The organism is Xenorhabdus beddingii (assembly GCF_002127545.1).
Classification (GTDB): Bacteria; Pseudomonadota; Gammaproteobacteria; order Enterobacterales; family Enterobacteriaceae; genus Xenorhabdus; species Xenorhabdus beddingii.
This window is the reverse complement of the sequence record NZ_MUBK01000014.1, coordinates 83,208-103,495: the sequence shown is the minus strand read 5'-3', so window position 1 is coordinate 103,495 and position 20,288 is coordinate 83,208. Positions and strand designations below refer to the sequence as shown.

Annotated in this window: 17 protein-coding genes, 1 tRNA gene and 1 riboswitch; of the genes, 10 read left to right on the top strand and 8 right to left on the bottom strand. The window is 46.0% G+C overall.

Annotated features, from left to right (window positions below; all coding sequences use genetic code 11):
* Positions 1–64: 64 nt before the first annotated feature.
* The 3 genes from Xbed_RS10055 to Xbed_RS10045 all read left to right on the top strand — a co-directional run bounded on the left by Xbed_RS10055 (position 65) and on the right by Xbed_RS10045 (position 2,198).
* Entirely contained in the window at positions 65–1,234 is a 1,170-nt protein-coding gene (locus tag Xbed_RS10055; RefSeq protein WP_086112789.1) for a hypothetical protein, read from the top strand.
* On the top strand, positions 1,179–1,649 hold the full coding sequence (locus tag Xbed_RS19980) for a hypothetical protein (protein WP_208612224.1): 471 nt from the start codon (positions 1,179–1,181) through the stop codon (positions 1,647–1,649). The genes Xbed_RS10055 and Xbed_RS19980 overlap by 56 nt, the downstream gene beginning before the upstream one ends.
* A gap of 216 nt (positions 1,650–1,865) precedes the next feature.
* Complete coding sequence (locus Xbed_RS10045) at positions 1,866–2,198, top strand: hypothetical protein (RefSeq protein WP_422641350.1); 333 nt, start codon at positions 1,866–1,868, stop codon at positions 2,196–2,198.
* Between the two features lie 616 nt (positions 2,199–2,814).
* Here Xbed_RS10045 and Xbed_RS10040 read toward each other — a convergent pair.
* A tRNA-Ile gene (locus Xbed_RS10040) sits at positions 2,815–2,890 on the bottom strand.
* Between the two features lie 287 nt (positions 2,891–3,177).
* Here Xbed_RS10040 and Xbed_RS10035 point away from each other — a divergent pair.
* Complete coding sequence (locus Xbed_RS10035; RefSeq protein ID WP_086112788.1) at positions 3,178–3,957, top strand: GNAT family N-acetyltransferase; 780 nt, start codon at positions 3,178–3,180, stop codon at positions 3,955–3,957.
* 87 nt (positions 3,958–4,044) lie between these two features.
* Here Xbed_RS10035 and rpoD read toward each other — a convergent pair whose 3' ends face one another.
* From rpoD to rpsU, 3 genes are all read right to left on the bottom strand, one after another.
* On the bottom strand, positions 4,045–5,895 hold the full coding sequence (rpoD, locus tag Xbed_RS10030) for an RNA polymerase sigma factor RpoD (RefSeq protein WP_086112787.1): 1,851 nt from the start codon (positions 5,893–5,895) through the stop codon (positions 4,045–4,047).
* 316 nt (positions 5,896–6,211) lie between these two features.
* Entirely contained in the window at positions 6,212–7,960 is a 1,749-nt protein-coding gene (dnaG, locus tag Xbed_RS10025; RefSeq protein ID WP_086112786.1) for a DNA primase, read from the bottom strand.
* Positions 7,961–8,074: 114 nt separating this feature from the next.
* Positions 8,075–8,290: a 30S ribosomal protein S21 gene (gene rpsU, locus Xbed_RS10020; RefSeq protein ID WP_001144069.1), complete on the bottom strand. Its 216-nt coding sequence runs from the start codon at positions 8,288–8,290 to the stop codon at positions 8,075–8,077.
* A 383-nt stretch (positions 8,291–8,673) separates the two neighbouring features.
* Between rpsU and tsaD the strand changes: the two genes are divergently transcribed.
* Positions 8,674–9,711 (top strand): tRNA (adenosine(37)-N6)-threonylcarbamoyltransferase complex transferase subunit TsaD, encoded by a 1,038-nt coding sequence (tsaD, locus tag Xbed_RS10015; RefSeq protein WP_086112785.1) that lies wholly within the window; start codon positions 8,674–8,676, stop codon positions 9,709–9,711.
* Positions 9,712–9,872: 161 nt separating this feature from the next.
* Here the strand turns inward: tsaD and plsY are convergent, their stop codons facing one another.
* On the bottom strand, positions 9,873–10,532 hold the full coding sequence (gene plsY / locus Xbed_RS10010; protein ID WP_086112784.1) for a glycerol-3-phosphate 1-O-acyltransferase PlsY: 660 nt from the start codon (positions 10,530–10,532) through the stop codon (positions 9,873–9,875).
* Positions 10,533–10,641: 109 nt separating this feature from the next.
* Here plsY and folB point away from each other — a divergent pair, with 109 nt between their 5' ends.
* A complete protein-coding gene (gene folB / locus Xbed_RS10005; RefSeq protein WP_086112795.1) occupies positions 10,642–10,995 on the top strand; it encodes a bifunctional dihydroneopterin aldolase/7,8-dihydroneopterin epimerase in 354 nt (117 codons plus the stop codon).
* 111 nt (positions 10,996–11,106) lie between these two features.
* Here the strand turns inward: folB and Xbed_RS10000 are convergent, their stop codons facing one another.
* Positions 11,107–12,279, bottom strand: coding sequence for a multifunctional CCA addition/repair protein (locus Xbed_RS10000; protein WP_086112783.1), 1,173 nt, complete (start codon positions 12,277–12,279; stop codon positions 11,107–11,109).
* Between the two features lie 15 nt (positions 12,280–12,294).
* Positions 12,295–12,915 carry a TIGR04211 family SH3 domain-containing protein gene (locus Xbed_RS09995; RefSeq protein ID WP_086112782.1) on the bottom strand — a complete coding sequence of 207 codons (621 nt, stop codon included), beginning with the start codon at positions 12,913–12,915 and terminating at the stop codon, positions 12,295–12,297.
* A 239-nt stretch (positions 12,916–13,154) separates the two neighbouring features.
* On the opposite strand from Xbed_RS09995, the gene Xbed_RS09990 reads away from it, so the two are divergent.
* From Xbed_RS09990 to hldE, 3 genes are all read left to right on the top strand, one after another.
* Positions 13,155–14,153 carry a CYTH domain-containing protein gene (locus Xbed_RS09990; protein ID WP_086112781.1) on the top strand — a complete coding sequence of 333 codons (999 nt, stop codon included), beginning with the start codon at positions 13,155–13,157 and terminating at the stop codon, positions 14,151–14,153.
* A 24-nt stretch (positions 14,154–14,177) separates the two neighbouring features.
* Entirely contained in the window at positions 14,178–17,015 is a 2,838-nt protein-coding gene (gene glnE / locus Xbed_RS09985) for a bifunctional [glutamate--ammonia ligase]-adenylyl-L-tyrosine phosphorylase/[glutamate--ammonia-ligase] adenylyltransferase (protein WP_086112780.1), read from the top strand.
* A gap of 96 nt (positions 17,016–17,111) precedes the next feature.
* Complete coding sequence (gene hldE / locus Xbed_RS09980) at positions 17,112–18,536, top strand: bifunctional D-glycero-beta-D-manno-heptose-7-phosphate kinase/D-glycero-beta-D-manno-heptose 1-phosphate adenylyltransferase HldE (RefSeq protein WP_086112779.1); 1,425 nt, start codon at positions 17,112–17,114, stop codon at positions 18,534–18,536.
* Between the two features lie 97 nt (positions 18,537–18,633).
* Here the strand turns inward: hldE and ubiK are convergent, their stop codons facing one another.
* The gene (ubiK, locus tag Xbed_RS09975) at positions 18,634–18,909 is read right to left on the bottom strand and encodes a ubiquinone biosynthesis accessory factor UbiK (protein ID WP_086112778.1); all 276 of its coding nucleotides are present in this window, start codon (positions 18,907–18,909) and stop codon (positions 18,634–18,636) included.
* A 146-nt stretch (positions 18,910–19,055) separates the two neighbouring features.
* Positions 19,056–19,235: riboswitch (FMN riboswitch) on the top strand.
* A gap of 118 nt (positions 19,236–19,353) precedes the next feature.
* Between ubiK and ribB the strand changes: the two genes are divergently transcribed.
* Positions 19,354–20,007, top strand: a complete 654-nt coding sequence (gene ribB, locus Xbed_RS09970) for a 3,4-dihydroxy-2-butanone-4-phosphate synthase (protein ID WP_086112777.1) — start codon at positions 19,354–19,356, stop codon at positions 20,005–20,007.
* Positions 20,008–20,288: the final 281 nt, after the last annotated feature.

The following is a 20,288-nucleotide window of genomic DNA, read 5'->3' as shown; positions in this document are numbered from 1 at the left end:
ACCCAATGGCATCTCACTGATGACAAAAAGAAACTTGAATTTCATATTTTAAAGGATTAATACCATGCCAACGTATACCGTTTACACAAAAATAGAATCCAATGTACCTCCCGAAAATCTGCTTTACGACTTCATTATTTATCGTAGGGATGCAAAAGGAAACCACCATATATTGCTCGATGTTTTTCAGGCAAAATTACAGAGTAATTATGAAACTCAACGGCATGTCACGCAGGAAACAGACGATGATCTTTCCGTGACATATATTATGCAAGTCATGCTTTATCGCAAGCATGGCTCAAATACAATTCAGGCACTGCAAACCCCTTTTAAAAAAATGTATACACTGGGTGAATTTGTCTCAGGTAAAGCCTTTTCAGATAAAAAACGGGAGAATGCGTGTTACTTTGAAAGCACGATTGAAACAAAACCTGTCAGCGACGGAGATAATACCGTTGAGTTAAAGATCTCTGTGCCGGAACGACCTTTTATTGCTAAAGAATATCCAATCGGGCATGAAGATGATCCATTTGAGAAAAGTTTGATTGAATCACAAATTCAGGAGAGGTTATCTAAAAGAACTTACCCGGATCAAAATGGGGCTAGTTTGTGTGGACCAGCAGCTTTGTTTTATTGCTTACAAATGGACAGACCTGATATTTATGAGCAAGCCGCTCGTGAGTTATGGAAACATGGCAGAACTAAAATTGGTCAATTAGAAATTAAGCCGGGTGATGGTTGCCGCCATCCTAAAGGAACTTTTTATGACGAGGATGGTGAAAGAATCTCAGGATTAGATTGGTTGACATTAGCCAGTTTAAGAGACTCAGAAAATGCGATTATGGACTACGATGAAGTTTCCGATCAGGTAGCGGGTATTACTGCTTGGTGGACAGTATCAGATTGGTTTGAAAAAGCTGGTTATGAAAAAGTATTTAGTAATGTTGGATTAAAGCATAGTAGTAAAGAAGATATCGAAATTCTGAACAATTATATAGAACAAGGTTGCCATGTGGTTTCTTTAATTTCTGCTGGTATGTTGCAGAATATGCAGGAAACATCAGGGAAGAATCATTGGATTGTTTGGGTGGGTAAAGTAGAAGAAAGTGAGAAAGGTACTAACGTTAAAGCATTTTCATGGGGGAGAGTGAAGCCTTGGATAAAAACGAATTCTACGCATGAATATTTTACTAACCACACATTTGGAGGATTGGTCTTCAAGCCACTTAAATAAAATGAAAAAAATAATATTGTTAATTTTTATTATATTAACCTCATCATGTAGCACAATTTCGGTATCTGTTCAACCTAAAGGAAATTATCTGCCTGATGCTATTGTAGGTAAAAGTTATAATGCTTCTATTTCTATAGTAGGAGGACCAATAATTGTTAGCAATGAAAAAACATCTGCTAATTTTGTCATCATAGAGCCAGTCGATTCTGGGATAGAATGGAAGCCCCATAAAAAGAGTTTGGTGTATTCTGGAAAAGAAGAAAGCTGGGAGGATTATAACCATTTATTAATAAGTGGAAAGCCATTAAAATCAGGTGAAATATATGTAACAGTAGTTGGTCGCGTGTATGGAACAATGCTAACTGGCTCTGGAAAGTTTCAAAAAAAATATACCATAAAAGTAAATGAAAAATAAATATAACGGAATGGTGATTCAACTAGCCAGTTAAAGTTTTGTAAATATTCTGTCTTCATATTTTTCCTTGTTTAGCCTCTAAATTTAAGAGGCTTTTTTTATTATTTTTCACAGTGTTAAATAGTCTTTTAAAGAAAATAACTACTCCAAAAAAACACCATAAAAAAACTTCACGAATTACGCCAACAAAAAGCCGATTTAACCCAGCAAATGCGTTTGCTGCTCACCAAAGCCGAAACTGAAAAGCGCTCACTGACCGAAGACGAAGCCAAACAGTTTGACACCCTGAATACAGAAATTACCCGTTATGAGGCATTGTCTGATGAAGAACGCAGTCAGGTGAAGACTCAGCCAACCAGTGAAACACTCAGCAATGACGAACTGCGCCATTATCTTCTGACCGGAGAAACCCGCGCCTTGTCTACGGGCGTTCCGTTAGACGGTGGCTATATGTTCTGGATGCATAGATACAGTTCCAGCGCTGATTATGATGTTAATTTTTTCTCTCTTATCGGAAAAAATAACTTTTTCATTATTATCTCGCATTGATGGATATTTTAATCTTTTGTATTTTTCGTCCATCAAAGTAAATCCCTTTGGGATTTTAATAGAAAGTGCATGTTTTGGAACTTGTTGTCGTTCCAAACTTACTTTAGCGAGATTTTGTTTGAAAATAACTCATTATAACCCTAGCTATTGCTTAAGTTACTCATAGTCAATTTTGATTCTTGGCACTTGGCAGATTGAGCATGAAGAGTTTGTGTTGACTTAAGCACAGAACAGCAGCAGCGGCTTAAAAAGTTTAGAGGAATATAACGAAAAAAGTTAAGCGTTTATACGAGCTTGCTTAAATCTATCCGGCATCATTATGGCTGGCATCAGGCCGATATTTTGATATGAAGTCTTGAGATTGAAGTGGTACTCAAACTTAGCCATTTTTAGCACTCATGGCTTTTTTATATTTCAGGTGGCGTGTGGAGAAGCTGGAGGTTAGGTGTTGTAATGTTCAGGGGATGTGATAAATCTCACAGAGAAAAATACGATAACAGTTCATTACCGTAGCGATGTTAATCGGTTATACCTCACGTTACTGCTAACAGGTATCCTATGGGTATCCTAGAAAAAACTAAGGGGTTGCACTTTTGATGCAACCCCTTGATAAATTTGGTGGCCCCTGCTGGACTTGAACCAGCGACCAAGCGATTATGAGTCGCCTGCTCTAACCACTGAGCTAAGGGGCCGTCAAAGTGGGGAGATTATACGGTACACTTTGGTATTAGGTCTAGTCCTCAAAATTCATATGCGTGTTTTATATACAATAATCAGTATTTTTTAACCTGTTTTAAGCCATTGGGAAGGGTTGAGAATCATTTTTAGTGATGTTGGTTACTTTTTTGATAAATCTTTCTGATTGTTTTCTGTTCTTTGATTATGCTTTGAACAATGAAATCTTGTTGGTACGACTTTGTACTTCATTGATTTTTAATTGCTCTTCTTCCTTATCATAAAAATGTCTTTATAAATCAATATGAATAAACAGACTTTATCGATGGCTATTTTGGCCCATCACCAAATAGAGGATTATTTCTTCTCATCTATCAGCTTAATGCATCAGCATATTGGTGAAAATGTTCGAGCCTATGTGACGGGTGTGGGAACCCATTCATTGAATTTTTTGTTGGTGATCGATGTTAATGATCAAACGGCTGAAGATCTGCAAAAGGGGATTCGATTGCTGGATGAGAGAACGTATGTTCCTTTCTCGATTATTGTCATCAATCCAGACAGCCAAATTTTGGCCGTGATCCAGCAGGCCGGATTTGTACCCGATCCTGATAGTGTCGTTACCGCCATGCAGCTTAATCTGATGAATTGGCAGAGGAATGAGGTATTGGCGGTGGAATATGATATTCGCTGTGTTGACTCTTGTTTGGATGACTGGGCAATCCCGGTAGAAAGGGCATTTGAGACAGGAGATTTTATCTCCGGGCAGTACCAAAAATGCCATCAGGCGGCATTGGATGCCGGAAAATATCTACAACATTATGCCTTGTATGTCGATGGTCAGTCGGTCTGTTCTTTAACTTTATCAAGGCTGGATAATATTGTTCGTCTTGATGAGATTGGTACGGTAGTGGAAAAACAGGGAAGGGGATATGCTTCTGCCTTGATCAATCATGTGTTGGATGAAGCCAAACAATGTGGTGCTACGGCATGCTATTTAGATGCCTCCCGTGAGGGTGATGGGCTGTATCGGCATATTGGGTTTAAGCCGTTGTTTGAATATCATGGATTTATCCGTGAATAATAGTCATAAAAAATAATAGTCATAAAGAATAATAAAAAAGCGCCTGCCGAAACAGACGCTTTTCAGATTTATCAGCAAATTCGTTGATTAGTCATCAAGGAAGCTGCGCAGTACTTCGGAACGGCTTGGATGGCGCAGTTTGCGCAGTGCTTTCGCTTCGATCTGACGAATACGTTCGCGGGTTACATCAAATTGTTTACCCACTTCTTCCAGTGTATGGTCAGTGTTCATATCGATACCAAAACGCATACGCAGAACTTTCGCTTCACGTGCAGTCAGGCCAGCGAGTACATCGTGAGTTGCTGAACGCAGGCTTTCCGACGTTGCAGAATCCAGCGGCAATTCAAGAGTAGTATCTTCAATGAAATCGCCCAGATGTGAATCTTCATCATCACCTACTGGCGTTTCCATGGAGATGGGCTCTTTGGCAATCTTCAGCACTTTGCGAATTTTGTCTTCCGGCATCAGCATACGTTCTGCCAGCTCTTCCGGTGAAGGCTCACGACCCATTTCCTGCAACATCTGGCGGGAAATGCGATTGAGTTTATTGATGGTCTCAATCATATGTACTGGGATACGGATGGTGCGTGCCTGATCAGCGATAGAACGTGTGATTGCTTGACGGATCCACCATGTCGCGTAAGTTGAGAATTTGTAACCACGACGGTATTCAAATTTATCAACTGCTTTCATCAGGCCGATATTACCTTCCTGAATCAAATCGAGGAATTGCAGACCACGGTTGGTATATTTCTTCGCAATCGAAATAACCAGACGCAGGTTGGCCTCAACCATCTCTTTTTTCGCACGGCGGGCTTTCGCTTCACCGATTGACATGCGACGGTTAATGTCTTTCACCTGCTCGATGGTAAGACCGGTTTCTTCTTCGATCTGGCGTAACTTTTGCAGGCTACGCATGACTTCTTCTTCAATTTCCAGCAACTTCTCAGACCATGGCTTGTTCATTGCTTTTGCAGCGGTGAACCATGTGTCAGAGGTTTCATTGTTAGAGAACAGCGTAATGAAGTTTTTCTTCGGCATTTTGCACTGCTCAACACACATCTTCATGATTTGACGCTCTTGAAGACGCACGCGATCCATCATGGAACGCATGTTGTTGACCAGATAATCAAACTGCTTTGGTACCAAACGGAATTGTTTGAATACCTCAGATAAGGTCAATATTTCTGCTGCGGTATTTGGATGACTGCGCCCGTGGCTCTTGATTGCCTGACGGGTCTGTTCATATTGTTCACGCAGCTCCAGAAATTTCTGGCGAGCCAATTCTGGATCGATGCTGTTATCATCTTCACTGTCAGCATCATCGTCACGTTCTTCGTCTTCATCTTCATCGTCGTCGTCAAGCTCTTCCTGAGGAAGCTCGGAGCCAACGTGAGTCGCTGTTGGGGCGAGCTCTTCTTCTGCATTAGGATCAACGAATCCCGTGATCAAATCGGACAGACGGCTTTCGCCGGCTTCGACGCGATCGTACTGCTCCAGCAGATAAGTAATCGCTTCAGGGTATTCGGCAACGGAGCACTGCACTTGGTTGATGCCATCTTCAATGCGCTTTGCAATGTCAATCTCACCTTCACGAGTCAGTAGCTCCACTGTGCCCATTTCACGCATGTACATGCGAACAGGATCGGTGGTACGACCGATTTCTGACTCGACACTGGATAACACTTGCGCAGCCGCTTCCGCCGCGTCTTCATCGGTGTCGTTTGTGTTTTCTGCCAACATGAGATCATCTGCATCAGGTGCTTCTTCCATTACCTGGATGCCCATGTCATTGATCATTTGGATGATATCTTCTATCTGATCAGAATCGACGATATCTTCCGGCAGATGGTCATTGACCTCAGCATAGGTCAGATAGCCTTGCTCCTTACCTCGGGTGACAAGTAGCTTTAGCTGTGACTGCGGGTTTTGCTCCATAAGACGGTATCCACACTTCAGAGTATTGGTTGGTGTCAGTCGGCGAAACAAATATGCCAACAATAACATTTAGGGGCGGTTTTCATTGTATTGCCGCAGCCCTCAATAGCGGCAATAGTAGGGCTATCTCCCTACTTAATGCGGCATTTAAGCCGTGAATTCTATGTCAGTGATTTAAAATTTGGTTTAGAACCTATTTCATCAAGCTATATTCTTAAATCAAACTATCTCTTTTAGAGATATATTTTCGTCAAGTTATATGACGAACATCAGCATACTGAGTCAGCAGGTAATATAGCGTTGCTAAAACAGATTATTATTTTCTCGCGCCGGATTCCGTAATTAAGCGGACTTCCTCGCGCTCTTCTGGTGTCAGTCCTTCAGTTCTTTCTTTGGCAATCAGAAAGTTAAAACGCTCATCAAGGGCTGACGCAAAAAGATGATTCAGCGCATCGCTGAAAGTTGTTTCAGCAATTTCTTCTAGTTGTATATCGTTCCACGCAGCGAGTTTTTCAAGCTGTTTCGCGTACTTATTATCGCGATACTGCTCCAAAAGTTGCCCGGTTGTTAAACCTGGCTGTGCCAGGCACGTGTCGACAAGCTCTATAAATAACGGTAATCCCGCTACTTGAGCAGAAAACATTCCCTGTAATGAAGGAACTAATGTCGCTAAATGCGGATTCTGCACCAACAATGCGATAAGAATGCGCATTGTTGTTGGTTTCAGTTTTAGCGCCTGATAGGTATTGGTATCTTTTTTGACAAGTTTTGCCAAAGATCGTTCCAATTGTGTTGTATCAGGTATGCCAAGCAATCTGCCAATTTCTTGGAGCAAGTAGAGCCGCAGTGCTTCCCCGGGAACTTGACTAACCAGTGGCATGGCAAGTGAACTGAGTTTGGTTGCGCCTTCTGGCGTACTCAAATCTACCTGCGGCAATAACGATTCGAACAAGAATTCAGATAAGGTTAATGCCTTTTGCATTCTTTGTTCAAAAGCGACCCGTCCTTCTTTACGCACCAGTGAATCTGGATCTTCGCCATCAGGCAAGAACATAAAACGTAACTGCCGGCCATCATTCAGATAGGGCAGTGCTGTTTCCAACGCGCGCCATGCGGCATCGCGACCCGCCCGGTCACCATCGTAACAACAGATAATATTGTCGGTTGTCCGGAAAAGTAACTGAATGTGCTCGGCTGTCGTAGACGTTCCCAGCGACGCCACGGCATAGTCAATGCCAAACTGGGCCAATGCGACAACATCCATATAGCCTTCAACCACCAATAGCCTTGAAAGCGTATTGTGGCTCTGCTGTGCTTCATAAAGACCATATAACTGGCGGCCTTTATGAAAAACGTCTGTTTCCGGTGAGTTCAGGTACTTGGGAAGAGCATCTCCCAGCACGCGGCCACCGAATGCAATCACACGACCACGACGATCGCGAATGGGGAACATCACGCGTTCACGGAAACGATCATAAGTGCGGCCATTATCGTTAGTGACCAACATTCCCGCGTCGTTGAGTTGTTTGCGATCTTCCTCATTATGGGCAAAGCGTTTTAGAACGTTGTCCCATCCTGCCGGTGCAAAGCCAATCGCGAAACGTTGAGTGATCTCTTCACTGAGTCCACGTTGAGTCAGATATTGCCGGGCTGACTGAGCGGCTGGGGTTGTCAGTGAATGCTGATAGAAGGTGTTGAGCTTATCCATCAGTTGATAAAGATTTTGCCTCTGGTGGCGTTCAATGTGACCGCCGCCGGAGCCTGTTTCGTAGGGGACTTCCAGCCCATGCATTGCAGCCAGTTCCTCGATGGATTCGACAAACTCTAACCTGTCATAATTCATCAAAAAATCAATGGCATTGCCATGTGCACCACAACCGAAACAATGGTAAAACTGTTTATCGCCATTAACGGTGAATGAAGGGGTTTTTTCGTTATGAAAAGGACAGCACGCCTGATGGTTTTTGCCTTTCTTTTTGAGAGGCACCCTCACATCGATCAAATCAATGATATCGGTTCTTGCTAATAAGTCATTGATAAATGCGCGTGGAATTCGTCCAGCCATAAGCCCTTTTACGCCTGTTGATGAACGAGAATAAGCCGCGCTTCCTATGGGAAAGCACGGCCTTTAACTGCAGTAGTTTGTTAATACAACCACTAAGCGGATTGACCGCAAGAATTAGTACAAACGAGTGCGGCGTGCGTTTTCACGAGCCAGCTTTTTAGCATGACGTTTAACAGCAGAGGCTTTAGCGCGTTTGCGCTCAGTCGTTGGTTTTTCATAGAATTCACGACGACGAACTTCTGCTAATACGCCTGCTTTTTCGCAAGAACGCTTAAAGCGACGCAGTGCTACGTCAAATGGCTCGTTTTCACGTACTTTAATTACTGGCATGTGCCTCTCACCTCAATAGAAATCGGGTTTGTCGCTGGCGCGATAGTGCCAGCCGTCTTTAAAATGGTGCGGAATTTTACTTCAATGAACACGGCTTTGTAAAGTGCCGAGGAAAATTGAAACCTATAACGCTACGGGTTACAAGATGCTTTTTTGTATACAAAACAAGCAATCTGATGTCGGCGTTATTAACATTAACCACACAGGGTATTCAAGTAGGGTACTGATTATAGACTAAACAGGGAAAATAGCCAGCACCTAATAGATAGATAGTCTTACGCAGATAGTGTTACACTGACGCCCGTTGAGAGGAATACGAATGTATATGACGAGACGATAGATAAAAGCAACGAGACTGCAAAAACAACGAGATAAATAGTGCAATGCGAGTTTTAGGTATAGAAACATCTTGCGATGAAACCGGAATCGCAATTTATGATGACAAAGCCGGTCTGCTAGCCAATCAATTGTACAGCCAGGTCAAGCTACATGCTGATTATGGCGGTGTAGTCCCTGAACTGGCGTCCCGTGATCACATTCGTAAAACGGTTCCCTTGATTCAGGCCGCTTTGCAGGAAGCGGGCCTGACGAAGACAGATATTGATGCCGTTGCTTACACAGCAGGACCGGGCTTGGTCGGCGCGTTGTTGGTTGGAGCAACCATCGGGCGTTCACTGGCGTTTGCATGGGGTGTGCCGGCTATTCCTGTGCACCATATGGAAGGCCATTTACTGGCGCCTATGCTGGAAGAAAATAGCCCGGAATTCCCTTTTGTCGCTTTGCTGGTTTCTGGCGGCCATACTCAACTGATCAGTGTAACGGGGATTGGTGAATACAAGCTGCTGGGAGAATCCATTGATGATGCCGCCGGTGAGGCTTTCGATAAGACCGCAAAATTGCTCGGACTGGATTATCCGGGGGGGCCAATACTTTCCCGGATAGCACAGCAGGGCAAGGCGGGGCGTTTTATTTTCCCACGTCCAATGACAGATCGTCCGGGGCTGGATTTCAGTTTCTCTGGTCTAAAAACGTTTGCTGCCAATACAATCCGTAACAATATTCACGGTCATGATGTGGCTGAGGATGAACAAACCAAGGCGGACATAGCCCGTGCATTTGAGGACGCGGTCGTCGATACGCTGGCGATTAAATGCAAGCGCGCGCTGGAACAGACGGGATTTAAACGTCTGGTGATGGCGGGCGGGGTGAGCGCAAACCGGACATTGCGTACCAAGATGCAGGAATTAATGGCGAAGCAGGGAGGTGAAGTTTTCTATGCCCGCCCTGAATTCTGTACTGATAATGGTGCAATGATCGCACTGGCAGGCATGATCCGACTGCAAGGCGGAACGGCTGATGAACTGGGTGTCACGGTGAAAGCCCGTTGGCCGCTGGCGGACCTTCCTGCCCTGCAAAAATGATAGCAAACACGCTGTTTGCTATGGGCTGAGTGCCATTGGGTACTCGGCCTTTTTGGTACTTTGGTCAGATTAAATATCTCATCAATATGTCAACACTCAGGATGCGGAATATAGCAAAAAGCACACTGATAAAAAGCAGCCCCTCATGGGGGCTATGTATATCAATCGTCTTGTTGTTCCTGCTCTTTGGCGGCTTGAATTTTCTCTTTTTCTGTCATTTCCTGTTTCTTTTTCAATTTTTGCCAGATACGGCTTTCCTGTCCTCGCCAAAGGCGCTGGATATTGTCGTGGTGACGAACCAGTACCAGACATGACAACATTGCAACGGGGAAGGTGAATTCAGGTTTGAACCACCAAACATAGAAAGGCGCGATGAGTGCGCTGACGATGGCACCTAATGAGGAGTAACCGCTTAACAGGACTGTCATCAGCCAGGTGCCAGTGATTAATCCCATCAGATCCCAGCCAATGGCAGCGATGGCACCGAAGGCGGTTGCAACGCCTTTTCCCCCCTTGAAATGGAAGAAAATAGGGTAAATATGCCCCAGACAGGCTGCAATGGCGATAAGACCTAAATAAAATGGGGGAATATTCAGTTTGTATGCCAGCCAAACTGGGATCATCCCTTTTAGGACATCACAAATCAGCACTGCCAATGCTGCCCATTTACCACCGATGCGCAGTACATTTGTTGCCCCAGGGTTGCCGGAACCATGCTGACGGGGGTCGGGAAGCCCTGCCAAACGGCAGATCAATATCGCGCTGGATATAGAGCCACATAAGTACGCGAAGATGATCATGCCAAGCGCGATTGCACTCATAAGATATCTCCAAGGAATAAGAGTCGTTTTCTTAAGTCTAACATTGGATAATACGCACATTTCGCCGGAAGTGGTATCTGGCGAACCGAAAAAGGGGGAAAAGGGCGTGATGGATATCGTATTTATTGAAGAATTAACCGTCATTACCACGATCGGTGTTTATGACTGGGAACAAACAATTAAGCAAAAATTAGTGTTCGATATCGAAATGGGATGGGATAACAAACGAGCCTCTTCCAGTGACAATGTTGAGCACTGTCTGGATTATTCCAGGGTGAGTGAGGTTATCATCAATCATGTGGCTAACCAGCGTTTTGCCTTGGTTGAACGGGTCGCAGAAGAAGTGGCGGGCATCTTGTTGAATCAATTTCATTCACCCTGGGTCAGGATCAAAGTCAGTAAGCCGGGAGCGGTTGCACAGGCCAAAAGTGTCGGTGTGGTCATTGAACGAAATGCGGATTAATTGACCGAATTTTCGCTCATCATGTTAAAAAAGCGTCCCAACTTGATGAATAAGCAGGGGCGCATTTGTTGATCATGTTTTATTGATCATCTTTCTATTGATCATAGGAAATTAATTCCCTGAACGTTGTTTCCAGTTTTCGATGGCAATGTGTCGCTGACGCTCTAATTCTGTGCGAATGTCGGCGCTTTGGAATCCACGGGCAATCACTTCCTGAACGCTGACTTGGCTGGCGATGGTAAAGACCTCGCGCAAATAATGACCTTGTGGATAGGACAAGGTTTCTGAACCGGTATATCCACGATGGTCTGCTTCACTACAAATAATCAATTGTTCGATTCGTTGCGGTTTACGCCAGGCATCTATGGCATTAAATAAGGTCAGCAAAGTTTCGGGGGATAATTGCTCTGCGGTGTGTACCCAGCGGTGATATTGCGTCACAATCGCGGCCAAGTCGCGAGCTGAGTTGGGAATGCGCAGCCGTTCGCACATTTTTTTCACTGACATGATACCGATATGGCTGCACAGTGAGGCAAAACGGATGTCCGTCTCTTCGATCAATCGGGCAGATATTTGCAAAACGTGCAGTGAGTGAAGCCCGGTATCCAGCCTGAGATGCGTTTCTTCCTGTAATTGAACGCCAAACACGTTATCGATTTCAGGAAAAAGAACGGCCAGCGCGCCGCAATCGCGTAACACCTGAAAGTAGACCTGCGGTGATTGTGAGGCGAGGGCTTTTTCAGTTTCCCGCCAAACTCGTTCCGGGGTCAATGACGATAATTCACCACCGGCTACCATTTCTGTGATGAGTGTTTGAGTTTCTGGCGCAATTGAAAAACCTAAATGGGCAAAGCGGGCGGCAAAGCGGGCCAGACGCAACACACGTAAGGGATCTTCTGAAAATGCGGTGGAAACATGCCGTAACGTGCGATTTTTGAGATCATGGGCACCATGATAAGGATCGACCAATTCACCTTCTGGGGTTTGTGCCATCGCATTAATCGTTAAATCACGGCGCAGCAGGTCTTCTTCTAAGGTCACATCGGGAGCGGCATAACAGGTAAACCCCGTATATCCTTGACCCGATTTTCTTTCGGTACGCGCCAGAGCATATTCTTCATGGGTTTTAGGGTGCAGGAACACCGGGAAATCTTTCCCAACCTGTTGATATCCTTGCGCCAGAAGTTTTTCTGGAGCGCCGCCAACGACAACCCAGTCCCGTTCAGTCACGGGCAGCCCCAATAATTGATCGCGAACTGCGCCGCCAACCAAATAGACTTTCACTCTTTCTTCCTTAACTCAGCTCATCCAGCGATCTTTATTTTTGCGGCGTGGGATAATGTGTGGCAAGACCAGCCCCAAAATCAGGCCAATTCCCGCGACACCACCGCCATAAGTAAACCACTGCAAGATGATTTCTCTTTGTTTATCATCTAGTTGTAAATTGGCGGCTTCTACTTTTTTCTCAGCTATGGTTAATTTACTCTGGAGCTGGGCATTTTCTTTTTTCAGGTCATTGATGATCTTATCGCTGCCAGCCACTTTGTTTTGTAACTCAGCGGTGCGTTTATTCCACTTATCATCAATATTTGCCAAATTGTCGGTCAGCGTTTTAATCTCTTGCTCCATCACGGGCAGACGTTCATGCAAACTTGGAATAGTGCTGAGTTCACTTGAAAGTATCCAGCTTGCCCGTCCTTTGCGGTCTTTTACCTGTAAAAAACCATTTTCTGGTTTTGAGCTGAGTAGGATGACCTCTTCGCCAGAATTCAGTGAGCCAACGATACGGTTTTGAATGCTTGGGCCGCTACGGATGTAAGCTGATAGCTCGTCAGAAACATAACGTTTTTCTTCAGCGTGTACGGATAATGGCAGCGTGAAACCTAGCAATAAGATAAATAATCGATGTCGTTTTTGCATTGTGTATTCAACTGTTCTTTGTGTATGGACCCATCGTGATTCAAACTACTCAAGTGATAGTAAAGAGTTAAGTTTGTAGGTGCAATCAGTAAACCAGAATGAATCCTCTCTCAACTGACCGAATACAGACCTTGTTAGGTGCTTTTTTAACGAAGTAAGCATGATGGTTGTTGAGATAACACCCTATTGTGGTTTATTTTTCTCTTTTGTTAACGTAATTGTGAACTGAGTATAAAAATATGAGTTCTGTAGAAATAGAGTTGAAACTGTCGGTTAAGTCTGATGCGATATCAGCAGCCCGCCAGCAATTATTTCAGTTTTCTCATCATCACTCATCACCAAAACACCTGACCAATATTTATTTTGAGACGCCGGATAATCAATTGCGGCGTTGGGATATGGGGCTGCGTATTCGTGGTTTTGACGGGCATTATGAGATGACGATCAAAACCGCAGGTAACGTGGTGGGGGGATTGCATCAGCGTCCTGAATTCAATGTCCCCCTGCACCAGCCTGAATTGGATTTAGCGCAGTTTCCCGCTCATATCTGGCCTGAACATACGGATCTTGCACATCTACAGGCTGAATTGACCGAACTGTTCAGCACTGATTTCACCCGTGAGAAATGGTTGCTGATGTATGGACAAAGTGAAATTGAAGTTGTGTTGGATCAGGGAAGTGTTTGTTCTGGGAATAAACGTTCTGGAAATAAATATTCAGAAAATAGACCCGCTGGAGAACGGATATCACCCATTTGTGAGTTTGAACTGGAGTTAATCAACGGCAATGTCACCGATATTTTGTCGCTGGCAAATCAACTGGCATCACAGAATGGGTTGCGTTTGGCGAATAAAAGCAAAGCCGCACGGGGATATGCCCTTGCTCATGGCTTACCGCATAAGCCGTTGCCAAGTGTGCCTGATGAATTGGAATGGCAGCAGCCATTGTCGGTGCTTCTGACTGAAATTTTAGCGCAATGGCAGGAACAGGAAGAAGGGTGGCTGGCGGGTTTGAACGAAGGTAAAACGGGATTGGTTCAAGTTTTACATTGGGTCATGCAGCTCACTGAAAAACAGGCCGGATATTTATCGGCAGTGGGGCGATTGCCTGATTTATTGCCCGGTTTAAAGGCGGGTTTATCTACTGCCAGTGCAGAAGCCGAAACCGTGTGTTACAGCGCTTCATGGCTGCAATGTAAGCTGGCGTTAACGCAATGTTTAGTGGATCAGTCTCAATAAACGGTAATCAAGGAAAACCCAGTTATGTTGCCACTTTCATCATCTTTAGCCCAACAATTACAGCATATCGTTGCGAATTTACCGCCATCAGAGCTAACCGCAACGTCCTTTGCACATCATGAACAGGTCGTATTGTCATTGAGTGATTTTGTGGCAGAAAATTTACTCTCTCGGCCTGCATGGTTAGAGGACATTCGCCAGAATCCTCCGCAAGCGGAGGAATGGCAGTGTTATTCCCATTGGTTAGAACAGGCATTGTCTACGGCAAACGATGAACATGGATTGATGCGGGTTTTACGCCTGTTCCGCCATCGCATTCTGGTCAGGATTGCATGGTCACAGGCATTGCAAAGCTGTACGACCGAGCAGACTTTGCAGCAATTAAGTGTGCTGGCTGAAACCTTGATTGTGGCAGCCCGTGACTGGCTTTATCTGCGTTGCTGTCAAGACTGGGGAACACCCTCCAGCAGTGAGGGGATGGCGCAGCCGTTGTTAATTCTGGGGATGGGCAAACTGGGGGGCGGAGAACTCAATTTTTCCTCTGATATCGACCTCATTTTTGCTTATCCAGAAAATGGTGTAACGCAAGGCGGACGCCGTGAAATGGACAACGCCCAGTTTTTCACTCGATTGGGGCAAAAACTGATTAAGGCTCTGGATCAACAAACGGTAGACGGATTCGTTTATCGGGTGGATATGAGATTGCGCCCGTTTGGTGACAGCGGGCCTTTGGTATTCAGTTTCCCTGCGCTGGAAGATTATTATCAGGAACAAGGGCGCGACTGGGAACGTTACGCACTGGTGAAAGCGCGGATTTTGGGGCATGACGGGCAGGCTTATTCTCAGGATCTGCGCCAGATGCTGCGGCCATTCGTCTTTCGTCGTTATATCGATTTTAGTGTGATCCAGTCCTTGCGTAATATGAAGGGCATGATTGAACGGGAAGTTCGCCGACGTGGGCTAAAAGACAATATTAAATTAGGCGCGGGAGGGATCCGCGAAATTGAATTCATCACTCAGGTTTTTCAGCTTATTCGTGGTGGAAGAGAGCCGAGCCTGCAATCCCGTTCATTGCTGCCCACATTGAAAGCCATCGAAGATTTGGCTTTATTGCCGGCGGAACAGGTAAACCAGCTTGAAAAAAGTTATCTGTTCTTGCGTCGGCTTGAAAATTTGCTGCAATCGATTCGTGATCAACAAACACAAACTTTGCCGGATAATGCGCTGGATCGTGCCCGATTAGCTTGGGGAATGGGGTTCACCGATTGGGATGAGTTAATGGCAGCAACAGAACGCAACATGCATGCTGTGCGAAGTATTTTTCAGCAGTTGATTGGTGATGAGAGTGAAGAGAATGGCGAGGAAGCCAATCATGTGCCATTTAAGAGTTTATGGCAGGAAGCCTTGAACAGAGATGAACTTATCACATTGATCCCTCACCTTGATGGGGTAGAAGCCCAGAAAATGCTTGATGTGATTGTGCTTTTTCGTCAGGACGTCAGTAAGCGTACTATTGGCCCAAGAGGGCGAGATGTCCTTGACCAATTGATGCCACGCCTGTTGGCCAAAATTGGCGGGCGGGAGGATGCCAATACCGTTTTGGCGCGGATTATCCCCCTGCTACTCAGTATCGTCAGTCGAACGACTTATTTGGAACTGATGCTGGAATCAGAGCAGGTCATGATCCACGTTATTCGCCTGTGTGCGGCTTCCCCGATGATTGCCAGCCAGCTTACCCGCCATCCACTGTTGCTGGATGAACTGCTTGATCCCAAATCGTTGTATCAGCCGTTGCCGATGGAAGCCTATCACGATGAACTTTATCAATATTTGTTGCGTATACCTGAAGATGATGAAGAGCAATTGCTGGAAGCTCTGCGGCAATTTAAACAAGCCCAATTATTGCGGATTGCGGCAGAAGATATTGCGGGAGTCCTGCCCGTGATGAAGGTGAGTGATCATCTCACTTATCTGGCGGAAGCCATTATTGGCGCGGTGGTGCAGCAGGCGTGGAGCCAGATGGTTAAACGCTATGGCGCTCCAGCCCACTTATCCCGGCGGCAGGGGCTGGGGTTTGCCATTATCGGTTATGGCAAATTGGGCGGCTGGGAGCTGGGTTATGGTTCTGACTTGGATCTGGTGTTCTTGCTGGATTGTCCCATGGGCGTGATGACCGACGGCGCCCGTCCCATTGATGCCCGCCAGTTTTATTTGCGTCTTGCTCAACGCATCATTCACCTGTTCAGCACCCGAACGACATCGGGCGTACTGTATGACGTCGATGCCCGCCTGCGGCCATCCGGTGAAGCGGGAATGCTGGTCAGTACCCTTGAGGCTTTTGATGACTATCAGAAAAATGAAGCGTGGACTTGGGAACATCAAGCCTTGATTCGGGCGCGGATGGTTTTTGGTGATGAGAAGATGCGCAGTGATTTTGAACGCATTCGCCGTGAAACGTTATGCATTCCTCGCGAACCCGATCTTCTTCGTCAGCAGGTGCGTGACATGCGGGAAAAAATGCACCGGCATTTAGGCAGTCATCAACAGGATCAATTTGATATCAAAGCAGATCCCGGCGGGATCACGGATATTGAGTTTATCGCCCAGTATCAGGTACTGCGTTATGCGCCGGAAAATGCCAAATTGACCCGTTGGTCTGATAATGTACGAATTTTTGAATTAATGGCGCACCATCATATTATGGATGAGCAGGAGGCGCAGGCACTGACGCAGGCGTATATCACCCTGCGCAATGAACTGCATCACCTTGCCTTGCAAACGTTATCCAGCCGGGTTTCCTCTGACCATTTTAGTCAGCAGCAGGCCTTGGTGCGTAATAGCTGGCAGAAGTGGCTTGGATAATCGTTGCCATCGTCGCTTTTCCTACGGGATCTTACGGGTATTCAAATGGATTATGGTAATATCCACAACAGTTTATTCTGATATTTGGAGCATGGGATGAAAGTAACCCTCCCTGATTTTCACCACGCAGGGGTTTTGGTTGTGGGTGATGTCATGTTAGACCGTTATTGGTATGGCCCAACCAGCCGCATTTCACCGGAAGCCCCGGTTCCCGTGGTTAAGGTGGAAACGATTGAAGAGCGTCCGGGTGGCGCGGCTAACGTTGCCATGAATATTGCCTCACTGGGTGCAAATTCACGTTTGGTCGGGCTGACGGGCATTGATGATGCTGCACGGGCATTGAGTGAGAAACTCAGTAGTGTGAAAGTCCGATGTGATTTTGTGGCTGTTCCCACGCATCCTACCATCACGAAACTGCGTGTTTTATCACGCAATCAGCAATTGCTCCGTCTGGATTTTGAAGAAGGTTTCCAGAATGTGGATGCTCAACCGATGCTGGAAAAAATTCAAAACTCCCTGCCTCATATCGGGGCGTTGGTACTGTCAGATTATGCCAAGGGGGCACTGAGCCAAGTTCAGGCCATGATTAAACTTGCCAATGAAGCCAATGTTCCTGTGCTTATCGATCCAAAAGGCAGCGATTTCGGGCGCTATCGTGGCGCAACATTGCTTACGCCAAATATGTCAGAGTTTGAAGCGGTTGTGGGGCACTGCAAAGACGATGATGAGCTGGTTCAGAAAGGGACGCAACTGGTACAGGATTTGGAGTTGAAAGCCTTGCTGATTACGCGCTCTGAGCGGGGTATGAGCTTGTTGCGGATCGGGCATCCCCCCCTGCATCTGCCAACTCAGGCGCAGGAAGTTTTCGATGTCACGGGGGCGGGAGATACCGTCATTGGCGTATTGGCCACAGCGCTTGCTGCTGGCAAACCGCTGAATGAGGCTTGTTACCTTGCCAATGCCGCAGCGGGGGTTGTGGTTGGCAAACTGGGCACGTCTACGGTTTCGCCTGTTGAACTGGAAAATGCGGTGCGTGGACGCGCAAAAACCGGCTTTGGTGTCATGAGTGAAGCGCAACTGAAAGACGTTGTTGCACAGGCCCGTCAGCGTGGTGAACGTATCGTCATGACTAACGGCTGTTTTGACATCCTTCATGCCGGGCATGTTTCTTATTTGTCCAACGCCCGCAAATTAGGGGATCGTCTGATCGTTGCCGTCAATAGTGATGCTTCCACCAAACGGCTGAAAGGGGAAACCCGTCCGGTCAACCCACTGGAACAGCGCATGATTGTGTTATCTGCCCTGGAATCGGTGGATTGGGTGGTGGAATTTGAGGAAGATACACCTCAGCGTTTAATTGCGGACATCCTGCCGGATATTTTGGTCAAAGGGGGGGATTACCAGCCCGAAGAGATTGCCGGTAGCGAAGAAGTGTGGGCGGCGGGTGGCGAGGTTCAGGTATTGAACTTCGAGGATGGCATTTCAACGACCAATATCATCAAGACCATTCAGCGCCAGTAGATTTGGCTTCATATTGCACTCAATGGGGCGGCAATGTGAAGATGAAAGCGGATATGGGGAGGAGAACTGAGCTAAGATAGCGATTCTCCTCATGTCATTATTCAGCCTGCTGAGTTTTTTGGTCTGAACTTTCGAGGCGGGCTTCCAGTTCACTTAGGCGTTGTTCCATCGCCACCAACTTTTCACGGGTACGAAGAAGCACCTGTGTCTGAACATCAAATTCTTCACGGTTGACGAGATCCAGCTTACTCAGTTGGGATTGAAGAACGGTACGCAGTTTCTTTTCTACATCATCACCAAACTCTTTGACTCCTTTCGGCATGGAGTTGTGGATTTGGCGGGCAATTTGTTCAATTTTCTTTGGATCGAGCATGATGATCATCCTTCTTATGCATAATTTATGCTAATCGTGTTGGCAGTATTTTACTCCCTGATGATAAAAGCATAAATGATTGCGAGCCAGGTTTCATATTTGATTTTGTCGATTGCCCCTGCAGTTTATTAGCGCTATAGTGAAACTGTTTATCTCAGGGCAGGGTGAAAGTCCCTACCGGCGGTAACATGAAATGGTCTGATGATGATTTTATGCAGCCCGCGAGCGCTCTGTTTGTGGTTATTCTTAACGAAATAAAACAGAGGTCAGCAGATCCAGTGTAATTCTGGAGCCGACGGTGAAAGTCCGGATGGGAGAGAATAACAGCATCAATCGAGTGCTTGCGCTCGTCTGTTGTTTTTGTTGCCGTATTTTTGCGCAACACGAACTCCTCAAAATTGCCCTGATTCTGGTAATCCATACAATTAAAGAGGTTTCTTTACCATGAATCAGACGCTACTTTCCTCATATGGGACGCCATTTGAACGTGTTGAACGTGCGCTTGCTGCTTTGCGTGCGGGTCAGGGCGTGATGGTACTGGATGACGAAAATCGTGAGAATGAAGGTGACATGATTTTCGCCGCAGAAACAATGACGGTCGAGCAAATGGCATTGACCATCCGTCATGGCAGCGGAATTGTTTGCCTTTGCCTGACAGAAGAACGTCGCCAGCAGCTCAATCTGCCAATGATGGTAGAAAATAATTCCAGTCAGTACCAGACCGCGTTCACTGTCACTATCGAAGCGGCACAAGGGGTCACAACGGGGGTCTCTGCGGCAGATCGCATTACCACGATCCAGGCTGCGATTGCCGACAATGCGCAGCCAAACGATCTGAATCGGCCCGGGCATGTTTTTCCTTTGCGGGCGCAACCGGGAGGCGTTTTAACTCGTCGCGGTCATACTGAAGCCACCATTGATTTGGTCAGAATGGCGGGTTTCAAGCCAGCCGGCGTATTGTGTGAGTTGACCAATGATGATGGTTCAATGGCTCGTGCGCCGGAAGTGATTGAATTCGCAAAACTGCATGACATGCCGGTCGTCACCATCGAAGATTTGGTGGACTATCGGCTAAAGATAGCACAGGCCGCGAGTTAAGAGGCGATCCCAATAGGCGACTTTAAGGCGTCAGTTTCACAGTCTGCCGGAGAAGTGCGGTTTCCTTAAATCTGGATAGAAAACCGCCCGGAAAATAAATTGGATAGACGATATCGATTATATTCAACAGATTTTGAGTTGCTGTACAATAGTACAGTAGCTTGAAAGATGGGGAAAAATATTACCTGCACGTTTGAAAGGCTACAGTCCGTCCTCTGTGGCCTTTCAGTATTTTTGAAACACTCCATCATTTTTGATTGACTGCATTCAAGGAAGAAAAG